This window comes from Frankia sp. R43 (assembly GCF_001306465.1).
GTDB classification, from domain to species: domain Bacteria; phylum Actinomycetota; class Actinomycetes; order Frankiales; family Frankiaceae; genus Parafrankia; species Parafrankia irregularis.
The window spans coordinates 1,188,879-1,205,170 of the sequence record NZ_LFCW01000002.1 but is presented as its reverse complement, the minus strand read 5'-3'; the positions used below and the strand labels follow the sequence as shown (position 1 = coordinate 1,205,170).

Sequence of the window (16,292 nt, the reverse complement as noted above, 5' to 3'; positions counted from 1 at the left end):
GTCGGCCTCCTACGCCGTCGCGAGGGTCGGGTCCGCGTCGGGCGCGGCCGGGAAGAAGGTCACGCCCCGGTCGCCCAGCCAGTACTCCCGGCTGTGCGCGCCGACCTCGACCATGACGCCGTTCAGGGACCAGTTCGGCTCGTTCAGGGAGTCCGAGTCGTTCCAGAACGACGGGTTGAAGAACTCGAGAATGACGTTGGTGTGCCAGATCAGCCCGAGCTGGGTCAGGCGCATCCGGTCGTCGGTCAGCTCGACGAGTCCCTTGCGTTCGAGCCGCGCGAGTTCGTCGGCGAAGTCCTCCAGGAAAGACGTCCCGAACTTGTCCCGGTAGAACGAGTACTCGATCTCGTAGTAGAGCAGCGCGAAGACGACGTACCGCTCCCGCTCGACCCGGGGTGAGAGTTCGTCGGTGATGGTACTGATCAGGAAGTCACCGCCTTCCACGGCGTCGATGTACTTCTCGACATCGGTCTCGGTGCCCAGGCGGTAGCCGTCGAAGTAGCTGTAGGACCCGGGGCCGACAGCCAGGGTGTCGATGTACACCTTCCAGTTCCAGTGGTTGTACATGTTCTCGTAGCCGGGCTTGCAGAAATGGTCGACCATGTACATGGTGTAACCCATCTGCTCGGCTATCTCGACGGCCTCGCGATACATCGCCTTCACCATCGGGCCCTCCGGGTCCTTCGGCGCGCTGAGCCGGCCCCGGCTGATGAGCTTGTCCTGGATGGTGTCCCGGTGAATCCGGTAGAGGTAGATCGTGAAGTGCGGCACGTCGAGCGTCGCCAGCGTCTCCAGGTCACGCTTCCAGATGTCGAGCGTGTGCCCCGGCATGTTGTACATGAGGTCGAGCTGGATGTTGCGGAAGCCCCTGGCCTGGAACGCCCGGATGACCCGGGCACTGTCCTCGGCCGCGTGCGGCGACCCGATGACCCCGAGAATCTCGGGCTGGAAGGACTGGACACCGAGACTCAACCGGTTGATCTTCGACTGCGCGACGTACTCGATCTTCTCGTCGTCGAAGTCGCGCGCGTTTCCCTCCAGCGTGAACTCGGCGTCGTCGGCGACCTCGAACAGCTCGTGCACGGTGTCGACCAGGCGGCGCAGGCTGCTGGTCCGCAGGATGCTGCCGGTCCCTCCGCCGATGAAGATGGTGCGGATGCGACCGGTGCCGAACTTCCGGTACGACGCCCAGTGGCGGAGATCCCGCACCAGCGCGTCCACGTACCTCTCCTCGCGGCCACGGGAGTCGTTCTCGGGCAGCAGGCTCGCGAAGTACGGACACGACTTGCAGCGCGTGCGGCAGAACGGGACGCCGATGTAAAGGACGAAGTCACCACCGTCCTGGTGCATGTCGATATGGCTTTCGAGCCACTCCTTCCCACCGGTGGTGCGATGCATTCCCGGCGGGTAGAGGATGAACGGCAGGTAGCACTTGCGGGGATACGGATCAGTGCGTTCCTCGTGCTCTGTCAGCGTCATCTGCCGGCTCCTCGCGCAGAGTGAGCCTTTCCATCGCCGACTCGGACGCGCGGCGTCCCTGACCGTCGGCCGTGAGATGGAAGGGCTCAGCGTTGGACTTTCGGGCCGTTCCGGTGGTGCCGCCGCGCTCCAGCGCGGCCGACGCCACGATCGCTCTGGATTCTCGAAGGCCGGTCGGAACGCACTCCATGGCTGCGTCCAGCGCCGGGCCGGCGATCACGGAGGCGGCTTGAGCGCGATTTGAGCGGGCCCGCCTACAAACGGCTCGACCGACACCGGTCACGAAGAACCGGACCCGGCCCGGACCGGTCTGTCCGGGCCGAAGGAATGGAGCAGACATGGTTGCCAGTGCCCGGCGGGTCGCTCTTGTCACCGGAGCCACCAGTGGAATCGGACTGGAAACTGCCCGTGCTCTCGCCGCCGACGGCCACCGCGTCTACCTCTGCTCGCGCCGCGCCGAGGCCGTCGCCGTCACCGTGGAGAAGCTCGCCGCGGAGGGCTGGGAGGTCGCTGGAGATGCCTGCGACGTGACGTCGCCCGCCGCTGTCGACCGCCTGGTCTCCGCCTGTGTCGAGCGTTTCGGCCCGATCGAGATCCTCGTGAACAACGCCGGCAGGCCCGGGGGCGGCGCGACCGCCGAGATCGACGACGAGCTCTGGCGCGACGTCATCGACACGAACCTCACGAGCGTCTTCCTCGTGACCAAGCGGGTACTGACCATCGGCGGCATGACGCGGCAGCCCTATGGGCGGATCATCAACATCGCGTCGACCGGAGGAAAGCAGGGCGTGGTGCACGCGGCGCCCTATTCGGCGTCCAAGCACGGCGTGGTCGGTTTCTCCAAGGCGCTCGGCCTGGAACTGGCCAGAACCGGCATCACCGTCAACGCGGTCTGCCCGGGATTCGTCGAGACACCGATGGCCGAACAGGTCCGGGAGCACTACAGCGGGATCTGGGGGGTGGGGACGACGGAGGTGCACGAGCGGATCACCGCCCGGGTTCCGCTCGGGCGGTACGTCGCCGCGGACGAGGTCGCCGCGATGGTGCGCTACCTCGTCAGCGACTCGGCCGGCGCGGTCACCGCGCAGGCCCTCAACGTCTGCGGCGGCCTCGGCAACTACTGAGCCCTCGGGCGACCGTCTGCATCTGCCCCCCGGCGACAGATGCAGACGGGTCACCGCGAGTGGCTCAGTCGTCCCGAGGGCGATGGGGGCTGTGATCAGGGCTCCTGGGCGGGCACGAGCCCGTCCCGCAGGACCCGCGTTCCTTCACCGGACAGCCGCTCCACCGCGGCTGTCCGGCCGGTGAGCAGCAGCAGGATCGCGTACATAGGACCGTCGACCGGCGCGCCCTCGCCGACGCTCCAGTCCGCGTCGGACGCGGTGAGCCGCAGTCCCCTGAGTCGTTTCCTGGGAAAGAAGGGGTAGCCGAAGGACGGGAAGGCAACGGACCAGACCCGGTCGGCAGCGACGGCCGCGGCGTCGGCGGGTGTCTCGAGGAGCCGGTCGAGGGGAGTGGCGATGTCCAGGCCGTGCACGAGGATGTCGATGAGGGTTTCCCGGTAGGTGACGCCCACGTTGTGCTTTCGCGAACCGACCATTCCGCGAATCTCGGCGATCATCTGCTCGATCGGCATCTCCGCGCGCAGGCACGCCGAGCGGTGGATTACCCGCTTCATCCCGCCCGGTGACCGGGCAGCCATGCGAAGTGCCGCGCCCGGCCCGGTCTGTTGCAGGGTCAGATGGGCCGCCACATCCCGCACCGTCCAGCCGCCACACAGCGAGGGCGTGCGCCATTCTTCGTCGGTCAGTTTCTCCAGGAGGTCAGCGACCCGTAGCCGTTGGGTGTCGATGGCCTGCCAGGCGTCGTCGATGTTCATGTTTGTTCCTCAACGCTTGGTGGAGTCTCCGCGCCGCGACCCCGCGGAGGCATGGCGAGACAAGGTGTTCGGGAAGTTCCCGGCACCGAGATCGGTCATGGTGCGCCTGGCGCCTGGCGCCCGAGCTCATCAGGAGCCGCTGGCCTGTGAGCCCTGCTCATGCTGGGTCTGGATCAGTGATCTCAGCAGGGCGTCGAGGTGTGCCGTCGGGTCGAAGTCCGGGTCGGGAATCGCCAACTGGTGGAGAACGAGACCGGTCAGGTAGTTGCCGACGACATGGAGGTGGTGGTCGGGGTTCGTCGACCCCACCAGGCGCAGCCAGGTGGTGAACCAGGCGTTCACCCGGGCGCCTGAATCCGCCAGCTTCTCCCGCAGCTCAGGCCGGCGGGAAGCCTCGACGAGGATCGCATACCGGGACAAGGTCAGCGCCCGCTCACGACCCGCGCTGTCGCGGGCGAAGGCGGCCAGGGCCTTGGCCAGGTCCGTCGTCGTCCGCGGCGCCAGGTGCGCGGCCAGCTCCTCGAAGTTCGCCCGCTCCCGCGCCGGTACCCGCTCCACGATCGCGTCGAACAGCGCCTCCTTCGTCCGGAAGTAATTGGACGTCGACCCCGCGGGCAGGCCTGCGGCGGCATCCACCGCGCGATGCGTCAACGCCCGAACGCCCTGCTCCCCGAGCAGGGCGATCGCCGCGTCAAGAAGGTCATCCCGCCGACTGGCCACGGCAGAACACTACATCCATAGTAGATCTCACTGCAAGTGTAGTAGGAGCGCGAGATGCCACGCCTGCGCGACGGGTCCACTGGGGCTGGTCGCGACAATGTTCCGCCAGCCGTCTCGGCGGGCCAGACACTCCCGCAGCGCGGCGAGCGCGGCATACATCCAGAATCGAACACACGTTCCATACACCTGGCGGCACCGGACACCACCCACCCGGACCGACCTATGTGAATTTAGGTTAGGTTACCTTACACTGGTGGTATGGATGGTCAGCGCGGTGAGGGTTCGCGATGAGCGGGGATTCCCGTGAGGATGCGGGGAGTCCATCGGTTGGGGAAGCGGTGCCTTCCGGTCGGGGGGTGAGCGGTGGGAAGCGGTTGCCTCTTTCGTTTGCCCAGCGCGGGAACTGGGCGGCGCAGCGGTTGTTCCCCGGTTCTGCCGCGTTCTGTGTGTGCGACCTGGTGTGGCTTGACGGGCCTGTCGATGCCGGGGTGTTCGCTGACGCGGTGAGTGGGGCGTTCGCGGAGACGGAGGCGCTGCGGGTGGTCGTTTATGACGATGACGGGGCTCCTTCGCAGTCGGTTGGTGGGAGGCTGTCTCTGCGGACGGTGGTTCCCGAGGAGGTGCTCACCGATGAGGAGATCCGGGCCGTGGTTCGCGCCGGGGTGAGTGCGCGGGAATCTTCGGCGGTTGCGGATCTCACGTCGTCGACGCTGTTCAAACGCGCCGGTGGGGGGTGGGTGTGGTCGTTCACGACGAATAATCTTCTGCTTGACGGGTATAGCACGTCTCTTTATATCCGCCGGGTCGCGGAGCTGTACTCGGCTGCGGTCGATGCGACCCCTGCGCCGCCGAGGTGGTTCGGTCGTCTGGAGGATCTCGTCGCGGGGTCGGCATCGACGCCGGGTGGGTCCGACATTGTTGGTTACTGGCGTGATGTGCTTGCTGTCGACGTGTTTTCCGAGCCTGCGGGAAGCGCGCCTGCTGATCTGTTCTCGTTTTCGTACCGGCCTGTTCCCGTGGCGCTTCCGGCGGGGGCCGATGATCGTCTGCGTATGCTGGCGCGGCAGGTGAGGAGCACGTGGACGGATCTCGTCATCACCGCGTGGGGGCTGTATACGGCACTTGCCGGGAACCGGGACTACCTCGCTGTGCGGGTGCCGTCGATGATGCGCGGTGAGCCGGAGTCGCTGCGTGTGCCGGGTGCGGTCGCCCGCGCGCTGCCCGTCGTGACCGCTCTGCGCCCGGGTGCCACCTTCGGCGAGGTGTTGTCGGTGGTGGGGTCGCAGGTCCGGGATCTACGGGATAATTCCGCGATCGAGGATCATCAGCTTGCCCGTCTCTGGACGGGAGGCGAGCTTTCCTACCTGTCGCTGCCCTCGGTCAACATCAAGATATTCCGGGCGGCACCGGTGTTCGGGGGGATTCCGGGGCTGATTGAGCTGGTCAATCCCGGGCCGACCGGCGTGTTGGATCTCTCCGTCTATGGGAGTCCGGGGCGGGGCCTGCGGATGAATGTTTCCGGCCGGTCTCCGCTCGTGCCGGCAGAAACGGCCAGTCGGCATGCTGCGGCGTTCGGCGTGTTCCTCGGTCACCTCCTCGATGGCCCTGCGGGCAGGACACTGCACGAACTCGCCGATCTCACGACCACTCCCTCTTCGACCGATACCACGGCGGCCGGTGTGTGGTCGGTGGGTGCGGGGGTGGTGGTTCCGGCGGTGACGGTGGATGGGCTGATCCGGGGGCAGGTGGTGCGTTCTCCTGGGGCGGTCGCGGTGGTGGATGACGCGGATGGTGGGGTGTTGACGTATGCGGGGTTCGATGGTCGGGTGAACGCGCTGGCCCGGCTTCTGGCTGGGCGGGGTGTGACGGTGGGTGACCGGGTCGCGGTGGCTTTGCCGCGTTCGGTGGATCTGGTGACCGCTCTGGTCGCGGTTCTGCGTGCGGGTGCTGCGTATGTGCCGGTGGATCCGGGGTATCCGGCGGAGCGTGTGGCGGCGATCCTGCAGGATTCCGCTGCCCGGGTGGTCATTGCCGATGGTGCGACGGCGGCGGCTCAGGCGGGCGTGTTCGCAGCCGCGGGTGTTGCCATGGTGGTCGTCGATGAGGATGCTGTCCGTGGCCGGTTGGAGCAGGGGGCGTCTGACGGGCCGGTGTTGCCGCGTCCTCTGAGTCCCGACGATTCCGCGTATGTGATGTTCACGTCGGGGACGACGGGGCGGCCCAAGGGTGTGGCGGTGTCGCATGCGGCGGTGGTGAACCGGCTTGTGTGGGGCCGGGAGGTGTTGGGGTTCTCGTCGTCGGATCGGGTGTTGTTGAAGACGCCGTTCACGTTTGATGTGTCGGTGCCGGAGTTCTTCCTCCCGCTGGTTGTCGGGGCGGTGGTCGTGGTCGCCCGTGACAACGCGCATGGGGATCCGGGTTATATCGCCGGTGTGGTGCGGGAACGCCAGGTGACGAGTGTGCATTTCGTGCCGTCGATGTTGCAGGCGTTCCTGGATTCGGGGGTGGAGGCGGGGTCGTTCCCGGGTGTGCGGCTGGTGTCGTTCACGGGGGAGGCGTTGCCGGTGGCGGCGGCGGTCGGCGCCCGGGAGGTGTTCGACCGGGCGGGGCTGTTCAACCTGTACGGGCCGACCGAGGCGGCGGTCGAGATCGCCAGCTACGACATCGCCGGTCTGCGCGTCGACGCGGATTCGACGCCGATCGGCCGTCCGGTGTCGAATTCCTATGTGCGGGTGTTGGACGGGTGGCTGCGTCCGGTTCCGGTGGGGGTGGCCGGTGAGTTGTATCTGGGTGGGGTGCAGCTCGCGGAGGGGTATGTGGGCCGGGCGGGGCTGACGGCGGAGAGGTTCGTCGCTGATCCTTTCGGTGGGTCGGGTGGGCGGTTGTATCGGACGGGGGATCTGGCCCGGTGGAACGGCCGGGGTGAGTTGGAGTATCTGGGTCGGTCCGATGACCAGGTGAAGGTGCGTGGGTTCCGGATCGAACTCGAGGAGATCCGTGCTGTGTTGGAACGGCACCCGGCTGTTTCGGGTGCCGCGGTGACCGCTCTCGATCATCCTGCCGGGGGGAAGTTCCTCGCGGCTTATGTCACGACCGGACCGTCCGCGCCGGCGGACGCAACCATGCTGGCCGTGGTGCTGCGGGAACACACGGCCAGGCTTCTGCCGGAGTACATGGTTCCCGTGTCGTTCACCCGCCTGGGTGTGCTTCCCACGACCGTGAGTGGGAAACTCGACCGTCGAGCGCTCCCCGTCCCTGATCTGGCTGCCGGGTCCGGTGGCGGCCGGCCTCCGGAGACGGACACCGAACTGGCGTTGGCCGGGGTGTTCCGTGACGTGCTCGCTCTTCCGGAGGGCATATCCCTGTCCGTGGACGACGACTTCTTCCGGCTCGGGGGTGACAGCATCCTCGCGATACGTCTTGTTGCTCGCGCGTCACAACGACAGCACACTTTCGCTTTGCGGGACGTCTTCGAGCAGCGAACCGTCGCGAAGCTGTCTCAGAAGATCATCAGAGAAGTCGAGGCGCATTCGACAAGCAAAGTCGCCGTGCCCGCCTCTCCAACTCTCGAGAGGCTACGTGAGTCGCGCGACGATCCAAACTCATGGATCTTGACCGAGACCGCCGTTCTCCCCGTCTCGTTATCGCACGACGCGCTACTCGCGGCATACGCTTCGCTTGTTCAAGAACATGATCTGCTTCGCTTGTCGATTCAGACGGTAAGTCGTCGACTGTGGCTCACCTGGGTAACCCCTGTGACAGCCATCGCACCAACTCTCTCCAGACTGCATCTCGCAGAGGCCTCGCCCTCCACGAAGCTGACAGCTCTTCGGACGATGGCCAGCCAGATGATCGATGCCACCAATGCACGGCCGTCAGGCCTCGCATACGCAAGCAGCTCGACACACACCGACATTGCGCTTGCAGTACATGCTGCCGCGGCGGATCGATACACCGTGCACCAGCTACTGGAGGCCCTCCGCACGCTCACTGATGAGAACGCCACTACGAGCATGCCATCAGCGCCGCCCGTCACAACGGCCTTGACTGAAGTCGCCGATATCGCTGCAGCTCTCAACATGGATCAGATCGAGAACCAGATTGAGCTGATCGAGCGCACGGATTCACTCGACGAGGCACTGTACTCGGCCGACAGAACTCAGGTCATACACTGGTACGGCTCTCACACCGATGCCACCATGCGCGAGACCATCCGACGAGCACTGCACGCGACTGGGTACGGATCGCGACTCGGCGGTGTCGTAGATCACGAAGCTGCTCTTCTGCCAGATGCCGTCCTGGGGCGGCTCGGCCCGATGACGGTAGCCGTTCCCGTGCCTATCGAGCAGGATGCTTGGCACCCAGATCCTGAGTTCGCATTGGCACGCTATGGCAGTAGCCTGGGTAGGCGTCTCCTGGCCGGCAGACCGATCGCGCCGATACTTATTAGCCGATCCTATTCCGCCGGTGCAGAACCCTTGGCGATCGAACCGAGCGAGGCAGCGTACCGCGCGGTGATCCGATACAGGGTGGAGGCCGGCAGCACTATTCTGACGGTCATCGGATTTGCCCGTGCCGTGATGCTGGCGTTCGAGAACGCGCTGGGCAAAGTCGGCGACAACGCCGATCGGCGAGTCTGGCGCCCATAGTTGTCCTCGATCTTCTATGGAATGGGGTCCCTTGGTCGTGGGCGCTCCTCCCAGCCTTGTTGGTGTCGAATTGCGGTTTCGGCCGGGTCGGGCCATGGCCGGGTGCCCGGCTGTCGCGTGGGGTGGGCGCCCGGTCCGCGTCCGGGGGTCCTTCGGGTCGGTCAGGCGGGGAGGCTGGTGGCTATCCGGGTGCGGGCAGGGTGCCGCAGCCCGGGTGATCGCTTCGACGGCGAGTGGGGTCCAGGAGTGATGCGCGGGCAGGTGCACCACGACGCGGCGGGCGTGGAGGTCGATCCGGGCGGCGAAGCGGGACAGACCGGTGGCGTCGCCGCTTCGGGTCCCAGCGGCGGGCCTGCCCCACTGGGCAGCGCGAGAATCTGCGTCCAGGCGGTCAGGCAGAGCGCGAGAGCGAGAGCGACGACCAGCATCAGATCTGGTTCTGCGCGAAGTCGTGCAGGGGCAGGTTCGCGGGGTCGGTGTCCTTGGCACCGCGGATCCGGTCCTCCCGGCAGGCCCGGCGGCGGTGGCGTACCTCAGGACGGCGAACTGGCCGCGAAGGCCGTTCGTCGCGAATGCGGTGATCCGGTTGCCACCCACGTGGGTGATACGTAGCTGGGCGCCGGCGTGCTGGGGTTCGCGGTAGCGGAGAACTCGCATACCGGCGGCCAGCCGGACAGTTCGAGCAGCCCGGTCAGTTCCGCGACCCACGCCCCGGGGACGGGGATGGCCGTCGACCAGCCCGCACCCGGCCGCTGGTCTCGCTGAACTCGTCCGGATCTACGGGATCCGGAACTGGATCGAACAGAGCTACAAGCAGGTCAAGGAAGGAACTGGGCTGGGCCGATTCCCAGGCCCGTCCGGACCTCGCGATCCGCCGTCACCAGGCCCTGGTGCTCTGCGCGTTCTCGTTCTGTTGGAACACCTGATTCACCCGGCCACCGCCCCCACAGCAGGAGCCCACCACGCAGCCCGACCGGAGAGAGAGGAGGCGCTCACACGCCTCGATCATCCGCGCAGGCATCCTGGCCGACGACGCTACGCACGGTCCGCGGCTGGCTGACTCCCTGGCTCGGATTCCACCGCTGGTGGAAAGCCTCGTCCACCATGCCCCCGCCCCCTGAGCTCCATGCCCTTGTTACCGCCATCAGCGCGGGTCACGGCATGCACCTCTACTTCCCGCCCCGATCCGACAAACCACCGTCAGATCGGGGGCCAGGCGGCAGGCCTAGGTGATGGAGGCGGCGTCGCGCAGGCTGTCAAAGAGGGCCGCGCGGCGCATATAGGAGCGCGCACTATCACGGTTCTCGGCCGTGCAGCGCAGTTGGTCGAGGTTCTGTCGGCGCACGGCGGGGTCGCGTTCCTCCAGCATTCGCTTGTTGGCGATCGTCTGGGCTTGGACGTAGTTCAGCGCGGCGTGACGGCGCTGGCGGCTGTAGAGGTCGAGCAGATCGTCGCCGTCCCGACCGCGGATCACCCGGGGGAGCTTCTCCGCAAGGTTGATGGCGTCATGGATGCCGCCGTTCATGCCCATGCCGCCGATCGGGTTGTTGACGTGCGCGCTGTCTCCAGCCAGCAAGACGCGGCCTTTATGGAAGGTCCCGGCCACGCGTTGATTGACCCTGTAGACCCTGGCGTACTCGACGTGGTAGGGGTCCGTTTTGGGGAAGAACTTCTGCAGTCGCTGCTCGACGCGCGCTGCCGACAGTGCGGTACTGTCGTCCTCGTCCTGGCCGATCGGCAGGATCAGCCGCCAGAGTCCTTCGGGTGTCTCCCCGCGCACCTTGAACAGGTTGGCCCACTCGTAGGGGTCGGAGAAGTAGTTGCGCAGCGACAGCTTTGACTTCACGGTCTTGAAGTCGAATCTGGTCGCGATCTTGATGAACCGCTCCGGATACGTGAACCCTTCGAACTCGATGCCGGCAAGCTTGCGCACTGTTGACCGACCGCCGTCGCAGCCGATGACATAGGCCGCCGTCATGCGCTCGGTGCCCACGGGGGACTCGTACTCCACCTCGACGCCGTTCGCGGCCACGGTGAGGCCGGTGAGGGCGTGGGAGAACCGCATGTCGAAGTCGGATTCGTTGGCGTATTCCTCGGCGATGGAAGCGGTCAGTTTGTACTGCTCGTACTGCAGCACATAGGGAAACCGGATCTCGTCTCTGAGCCGGGCGAGATCGAACTCCGCGACGACCTCGCCGGTCGGCCGGTCGTGGAAGCGATAGGTGCTCGAAACCAGGCCGTGCGGCGTGATCTTCTCGGTGATGCCCAATTCGTCGAGCATCTCCAGAGTGCTCGGATGAATGGTCGCGGCGCGCTGATCCTTCACCGGCGCGGGCTCCGACTCGAGCACGGTGACCGGGATGCCCTGCCGGTTCAGCGCCAGTGCGCACACCATTCCGACCGGACCTGCGCCGACGATGACGACCCGGGTGATGCTCCGCGACGAAATCATGGCTCAGGCGAGCGATCCCGTGCGTCGCCCGACCACCATTCCCGCGGTCAAGCCGGCGCCCGTCGGGTAGTTCCCGCTGAAGAGGCCCCCGAGCGCTTCACCGCACGCGAAGAGCCCGGGGATGGGCGCACCTGACAGATCGAGCACCCGGCCGTTGATGTCACCACGAAGCCCTCCAAAGGTGAAACTGATTCCACACGTCACTCGATACGCGTAATAGGGTGGTGTCTCTATCGCCGATGCCCAATTACTCTTGATCGGCTCCACCGACGCGCTGCGGCCGTCCTTGATCGTTGGATCGAGCGGACGGCTGGTATCGATCGACAAGTTGAAATCGCGCACCGTCCGCACAAACGCGTCGACGTCGACGTCTATCGCTGCGGCGAGCTCCTCGATGCTGTCGGCGACGACCGGGATGATCCCGGGCATTTCATACTCGTACACATCGAGCATCGACCGAGAGTTCGCGTCGAAGATCTGAAACGCCACCGAACCCGGCTGTTCGAGGATCACCTTGCCGTACTTCGCGTACGTATAGTTGCGAAAGTCTGCACCCTCGTCGAGGAATCGTCGACCCCAGGCGTTGACAACGATGCCAAACGGATAGCCGTACCGGCTGAGTCGGTTCGTCAACATACGGTTGCTCTCGTTCTCGGGATATGACGCGTCCCACGGCACGCTATGACACGTTGACCAGTCGCCTCCACGATCTGCACCGATCTCCAAGGCCGCACCGATCAGGTCACCGGTGTTGAACGGCGTGCCACGCACCTTCGCGTGCTGCCACCCGTCTCCCAGGTAACGCTGCCGCCATTGCGCGTTCGCCTCGAAACCGCCGCTGGCAATCACCACCGACTCCGCCAGAAACTCCTGATCGCCCGCACGAACACCGACGACCGAGCCGCCGTTGGTCATCAGCCCCGTGACCGGGCAACCGTAGCGCATCTCGACGCCGAGCCGCGAGGCGACGCGTTCATGGTCTGACATCAGCCCAGGGCCCGCGTCGACGTTACACACGTGCGTTCCGCCCCAGAACAGGAAGGTTCCCTCGGCGTTCTCGTGAGCCTGCCGCTCGTACATCAGCCGGAATCGCAGCCCCAGTTCGTGCAGCCAGCGGACCGCGTCGCGCGAGCCTTCGACGACAGCCGCGGCAAGTTCCTTATCGTCACGTCCCTCGGCGATCCGGTCCAGGTCGGCCAGGAACTCTTCCGCCGAGTATGGCGGAACTTCGGTACGCGCGTGACGCTCATCAGGCTCGAGGATCTCGAGCAGATCACCGAGCCCGGCGTGCACCATCCGGGTCGCACCGAGCGTGTAGTAGCTGTTCCCCCCGGCCAGCGCCCGCGGCGCCTTCTCCAACAGCATCACGCGTCGCCCGCGCTCGGCCGCCGCATGAGCCGTGCAGTATCCGGCGTTACCCCCACCGATCACAACCACATCCGCGCTGGGCATAACCACCTCGTTGCCGTATCCGACCCAGAGACAACTCACGTTGAACGGCGCCGCTCGATGCGAGCCTATTTCCGCTCGCGCTGCAGTCGCTTGCTGACCTTTCCGACCGCGGTGTACGGGAACTCGTCGACCACCTCGACGAAATCGGGAAGCTTGAATGTCGCGAGTCCCCACTCCTGCAGGAACTGACGCAGCTTGCTCAAGGTGAGATCGGCCGCATGCTCCGGCGACCGGGGGATCAGGTACGCCTTGATGCGCTCGCCGAGCACCTCGTCGTCGACGCCGATCACGGAGGCGTTGTGCACGCCGCCGTGAGCGAGGAACGCGTTCTCCAGCTCCTCGGGTGCGATCTTCTCGCCGCCACGGTTGATCTGGTCCTTCGACCGGCCCACGACCCTGATAAACCCACGCTCGTCCCGCTCGACTATGTCACCGGTGCGGTAGAAGCCATCGCTGGTGAACGCCAGGTCATTCTGCTCGGGGTTGCGATAGTAGCCGCGGATCACTGACGGCCCCCGCGTCAGGAGGTGACCGGGCGCCCCGGGCGGCACATCGCTTCCCTCGTCGTCTATGACCCGGATCTGGTCGGCCTCCGAGGCCGGCCGGCCCTGGTATCGCACGCTGGTCTCCCGATCGATGTCCGGAGGGTTGCTGACGACCAGGCCTTCGCCCATCCCGAAGCTTTGAGACAGCTCCATGCCGAGCTCCGGCTCGACCCGCCGCGCCACCTCCTCGCTCAGCTTCGCGCCTCCGCACATGACCACCTGCATGCTGGAGAGGTCGTAGGCGTCGCGCAGCGAGGAGTTCAGCCAGGCCAGCAGGATCGGGGGTACCAACGTCACGCGGTTCGCGCGGTGCTTCTCGATCAGCGGGAACGCCACATCGGGGCTGCCGTTCGGCGCTATCACGATCGTTGCGCCCACGCTGAACGCGCCGAGGAAGCCGGGCGAACGCGTCGACATACTGTGACAGATCGGCATGACCAGCAGATGAACCGTCCGCTCGGTGATGCCCCTTTCCCCGACGCTTCTGCGCAGCGCATAGCCGTACGTGTGATGAGTATGCGGCATCAGCTTCGGAACGCCCGTCGTACCGCCCGATATCTGCAGCAGCGCGACGTCCTGCGGGCTGCATCGCCGCGCGTGCTCGAGCGATCCTTTCGAAAGCAGGGCGTCGTACTCGGCCCCGCCGCCGCGGCGATCGAGGATCACTGCATGCTCCAGATGGGCCCAACGGCCCTTCAGATCGGCAGCCAACGCAGCGAGATCGGTGCCGCTGTCCGATGCGACTGTGATGTAGGCACGCGCCTCGGCAATCTCGATGAAGTGTTCGATCTCCGCGCGGCGGTGCGCGATGGGCGCGACCACGGGAATCACGCCGATCTCCCACAGGGCGAAGACGAACGCGATGTACTCGTAGGTGTTGGGCAGATGCACGACCACTCGGTCGCCACGCCCCAGTCCCAGATCCTGCAGACCGGCCGCGAGGCGCAGGACTTCGTCCGTGAGTTGCCTATAGCTCAGCCGGGTGTCGCGGTCGATGATCGCGAGCTTGTCGGGATAGCGTTCCGCCGCGGCAAAAAGCAACTCCGGAAGCGTCTGATCGTGCCAGTATCCCTTTGCGAGGTACTCAGCCACGGTCTTTGGCGGATAGGGCACGACGCCGTCAAGGGTCAGCGGTTGGATGCTCATCGGTCTTCCTCGTGTGTCAGCGTCCTGTGTCCTGGCGGGGTCGGCGCCGCGTGGAACTGCCGATGCCGACCCTGTCATCGAAGAGCAAGTTCGCGCAGGAGGTTCAGACTGTCGTCCGTTTCAAATCGTGTTCAGCCCAGACTCAGCACGGCTTCGAGGCCGACCGTCACCCCGGGGAGACCCGGGACGGCACGGAGCGCGGCGAGCACTCCGGGCATGAGGGAATCGCGTGTGACGGAGTCATAACGCAGCCTCAGGATCTCGCCTTCGGATCCGAACAGCACCTCTTGGGAAGACATGAAACCGCGTACACGCACCGAGTGGACGTTGACTCCCTCGATCCGACCGCCGCGCGTTCCATTCGGGTCGCGAGAGGTGGCATCGGGCGAGGGAGCGGAACCCGCTTTCGCACGAGCGCGAGCGATCAGTTCGGCTGTGTGCTGTGCCGTACCCGATGGCGCGTCCACCTTGTCGGGATGGTGCATCTCGACGATCTCGACAGACTCGAAGAGCGGGGCGGCCTTCGCCGCGAACCGGGTCAAGAGCACCGCGCCCACCGAGAAGTTCGGGACGACGAAAACGTTGACTTCATCACGTTCGATGAGTGCGACGCGAATTTGCTGGACAGAATCTTCATCGAAGCCGGATGTTCCCACCACGACGTGAATCCCCTGCTCGATGCACCACTGGACCTGTTCGTGTGCCACGCCCGGCGGGGAGAACACGAGCACGACATCGGCCTTCTTGTCGACGGTCTCCCGCAGGTCGTCATCGACATCGATCTCGGCGACCACGTTCATGTCGGAAGCGGCTTCGATTGCACGAACCGATGCACGGCCCATGCGCCCGTGTGCTCCCAGCACCGCAACTTTAGTCATAAGGGAAGGCTAACCTAAGTCATTCGACCGACACAAGCCCATCTGCAGTGATCTGTCAGGGAGCGGAGCGGTCGCCGGGCAGAGGTGGTCCGCCTTGATTGAATCGCTGTGTGTGGCGTCTCCAGTGAAGCGGCGGCCGGCCAGTCGGGACCGTTGGGTTTGATTGGCAGCGCTTGCGCTGGTGGCGGAGCTTTTCAGCTCGGGCGAGAGGCTCGGTTCCGGTGTTTTGCGCAGGCTGGAATGGCCACTGGCGGGGTGGGTGGTTATGGCCCCACGGGTGGCTGGGCGGATCGCGGAATCGTCAGTCGGGATTAGCGGCGGATGGGATCCAGGCGCTGGTAATGAACAGTCGGGTAAGCGCGTCGAGCGTGTCGACGCCCCATTTCGTGGCGGTCGACAGGTAGGACTGCACGACGGCGAAGTCTGCCAGGCCCCGGGCGCGTACCCCAGCAGCCACCGGAGACCCTCTGTTGCACTTTGGACCGGTCGGACGTCACGCTCCGAGCGATTGTTCGAGACGGGGACCGTCAGGTCGCTCGCGAACCGCAGGTTCATGTCCTCCTAACAGCGGAACTGGCGGAACTGGCGGATCAGCGTCCTCGCGTCGGCGGCCAGCGGGCTGCGCCCGCCGTGGTTGTCAGCCTCACCCCTCCCAAGCACGCTGAGGTAGTGGTTACGGACTCGCCGAGCACCTCCGGGGCCAGCGTGGCCTGCCGGGCGCGACGAGCGGCGCACGCGGCGTGGTGCGCGTCGAGCAGAGTCGTGGCCATCGCGTCGGCCCAGACCCGCCCGGCCGGGTCACACCTGTGGACCGAGCGCGACACCGCCGTGCGTTACTCACCTGTGGCAACTTTCGCGACTTCGTGGCTGGCAATGAAGTCGCGCAGCGACTTGGGCCGCAGGTCGGTCCAGGTCTGGTCGATCCAGTCGAGCACCTCCTGCCTGGGTCTGCCGTCCGGCTCGCCGTAGACGATGGTCCATCCGCCGGGCACCGGCTTGAACGTGGGCCAGAGCGAGTACTGCTCCTCATAGTTGATGAGCGCGTAGAACGTGCCATCCTCGTCGTCGAACGGGTTCTTCGCCATCGAGCGT

General features: G+C 65.9%; 10 protein-coding genes and 2 pseudogenes. 2 read left to right on the top strand and 10 right to left on the bottom strand.

The window, feature by feature from the left end; all coding sequences use genetic code 11:
* Positions 1-9: 9 nt before the first annotated feature.
* Positions 10-1,479 carry a coproporphyrinogen-III oxidase family protein gene (locus tag ACG83_RS12880; RefSeq protein WP_054566337.1) on the bottom strand — a complete coding sequence of 490 codons (1,470 nt, stop codon included), beginning with the start codon at positions 1,477-1,479 and terminating at the stop codon, positions 10-12.
* 338 nt (positions 1,480-1,817) lie between these two features.
* Between ACG83_RS12880 and fabG the strand changes: the two genes are divergently transcribed.
* A complete protein-coding gene (gene fabG / locus ACG83_RS12875) occupies positions 1,818-2,603 on the top strand; it encodes a 3-oxoacyl-ACP reductase FabG (protein WP_054566336.1) in 786 nt (261 codons plus the stop codon).
* Between the two features lie 95 nt (positions 2,604-2,698).
* Here the strand turns inward: fabG and ACG83_RS12870 are convergent, their stop codons facing one another.
* Together ACG83_RS12870 and ACG83_RS12865 are read right to left on the bottom strand one after the other, a co-directional pair.
* Positions 2,699-3,358: a maleylpyruvate isomerase family mycothiol-dependent enzyme gene (locus tag ACG83_RS12870; RefSeq protein WP_054566335.1), complete on the bottom strand. Its 660-nt coding sequence runs from the start codon at positions 3,356-3,358 to the stop codon at positions 2,699-2,701.
* 129 nt (positions 3,359-3,487) lie between these two features.
* On the bottom strand, positions 3,488-4,078 hold the full coding sequence (locus ACG83_RS12865) for a TetR/AcrR family transcriptional regulator (protein ID WP_054566334.1): 591 nt from the start codon (positions 4,076-4,078) through the stop codon (positions 3,488-3,490).
* A 356-nt stretch (positions 4,079-4,434) separates the two neighbouring features.
* Between ACG83_RS12865 and ACG83_RS12860 the strand changes: the two genes are divergently transcribed.
* A complete protein-coding gene (locus ACG83_RS12860) occupies positions 4,435-8,727 on the top strand; it encodes a non-ribosomal peptide synthetase (protein WP_161934748.1) in 4,293 nt (1,430 codons plus the stop codon).
* Positions 8,728-8,908: 181 nt separating this feature from the next.
* On the opposite strand, the pseudogene ACG83_RS46620 reads toward ACG83_RS12860, so the two are convergent.
* The 7 genes and pseudogenes from ACG83_RS46620 to ACG83_RS12835 form a co-directional block, all read right to left on the bottom strand.
* A pseudogene (locus ACG83_RS46620) lies at positions 8,909-9,449 on the bottom strand (transposase); the annotation flags it as partial.
* Positions 9,450-9,952: 503 nt separating this feature from the next.
* A complete protein-coding gene (locus tag ACG83_RS12855) occupies positions 9,953-11,179 on the bottom strand; it encodes an NAD(P)/FAD-dependent oxidoreductase (RefSeq protein ID WP_054566332.1) in 1,227 nt (408 codons plus the stop codon).
* A gap of 3 nt (positions 11,180-11,182) precedes the next feature.
* Complete coding sequence (gene tcuA, locus ACG83_RS12850) at positions 11,183-12,631, bottom strand: FAD-dependent tricarballylate dehydrogenase TcuA (RefSeq protein WP_054566331.1); 1,449 nt, start codon at positions 12,629-12,631, stop codon at positions 11,183-11,185.
* A gap of 65 nt (positions 12,632-12,696) precedes the next feature.
* Positions 12,697-14,322 carry a (2,3-dihydroxybenzoyl)adenylate synthase gene (locus ACG83_RS12845; RefSeq protein ID WP_054566330.1) on the bottom strand — a complete coding sequence of 542 codons (1,626 nt, stop codon included), beginning with the start codon at positions 14,320-14,322 and terminating at the stop codon, positions 12,697-12,699.
* 131 nt (positions 14,323-14,453) lie between these two features.
* Positions 14,454-15,200, bottom strand: coding sequence for a 4-hydroxy-tetrahydrodipicolinate reductase (gene dapB / locus ACG83_RS12840; protein ID WP_054566329.1), 747 nt, complete (start codon positions 15,198-15,200; stop codon positions 14,454-14,456).
* Between the two features lie 301 nt (positions 15,201-15,501).
* A pseudogene (locus ACG83_RS42235) lies at positions 15,502-16,018 on the bottom strand (transposase); the annotation flags it as partial.
* 15 nt (positions 16,019-16,033) lie between these two features.
* Positions 16,034-16,285, bottom strand: a complete 252-nt coding sequence (locus ACG83_RS12835) for an MbtH family protein (protein WP_054566328.1) — start codon at positions 16,283-16,285, stop codon at positions 16,034-16,036.
* Positions 16,286-16,292: the final 7 nt, after the last annotated feature.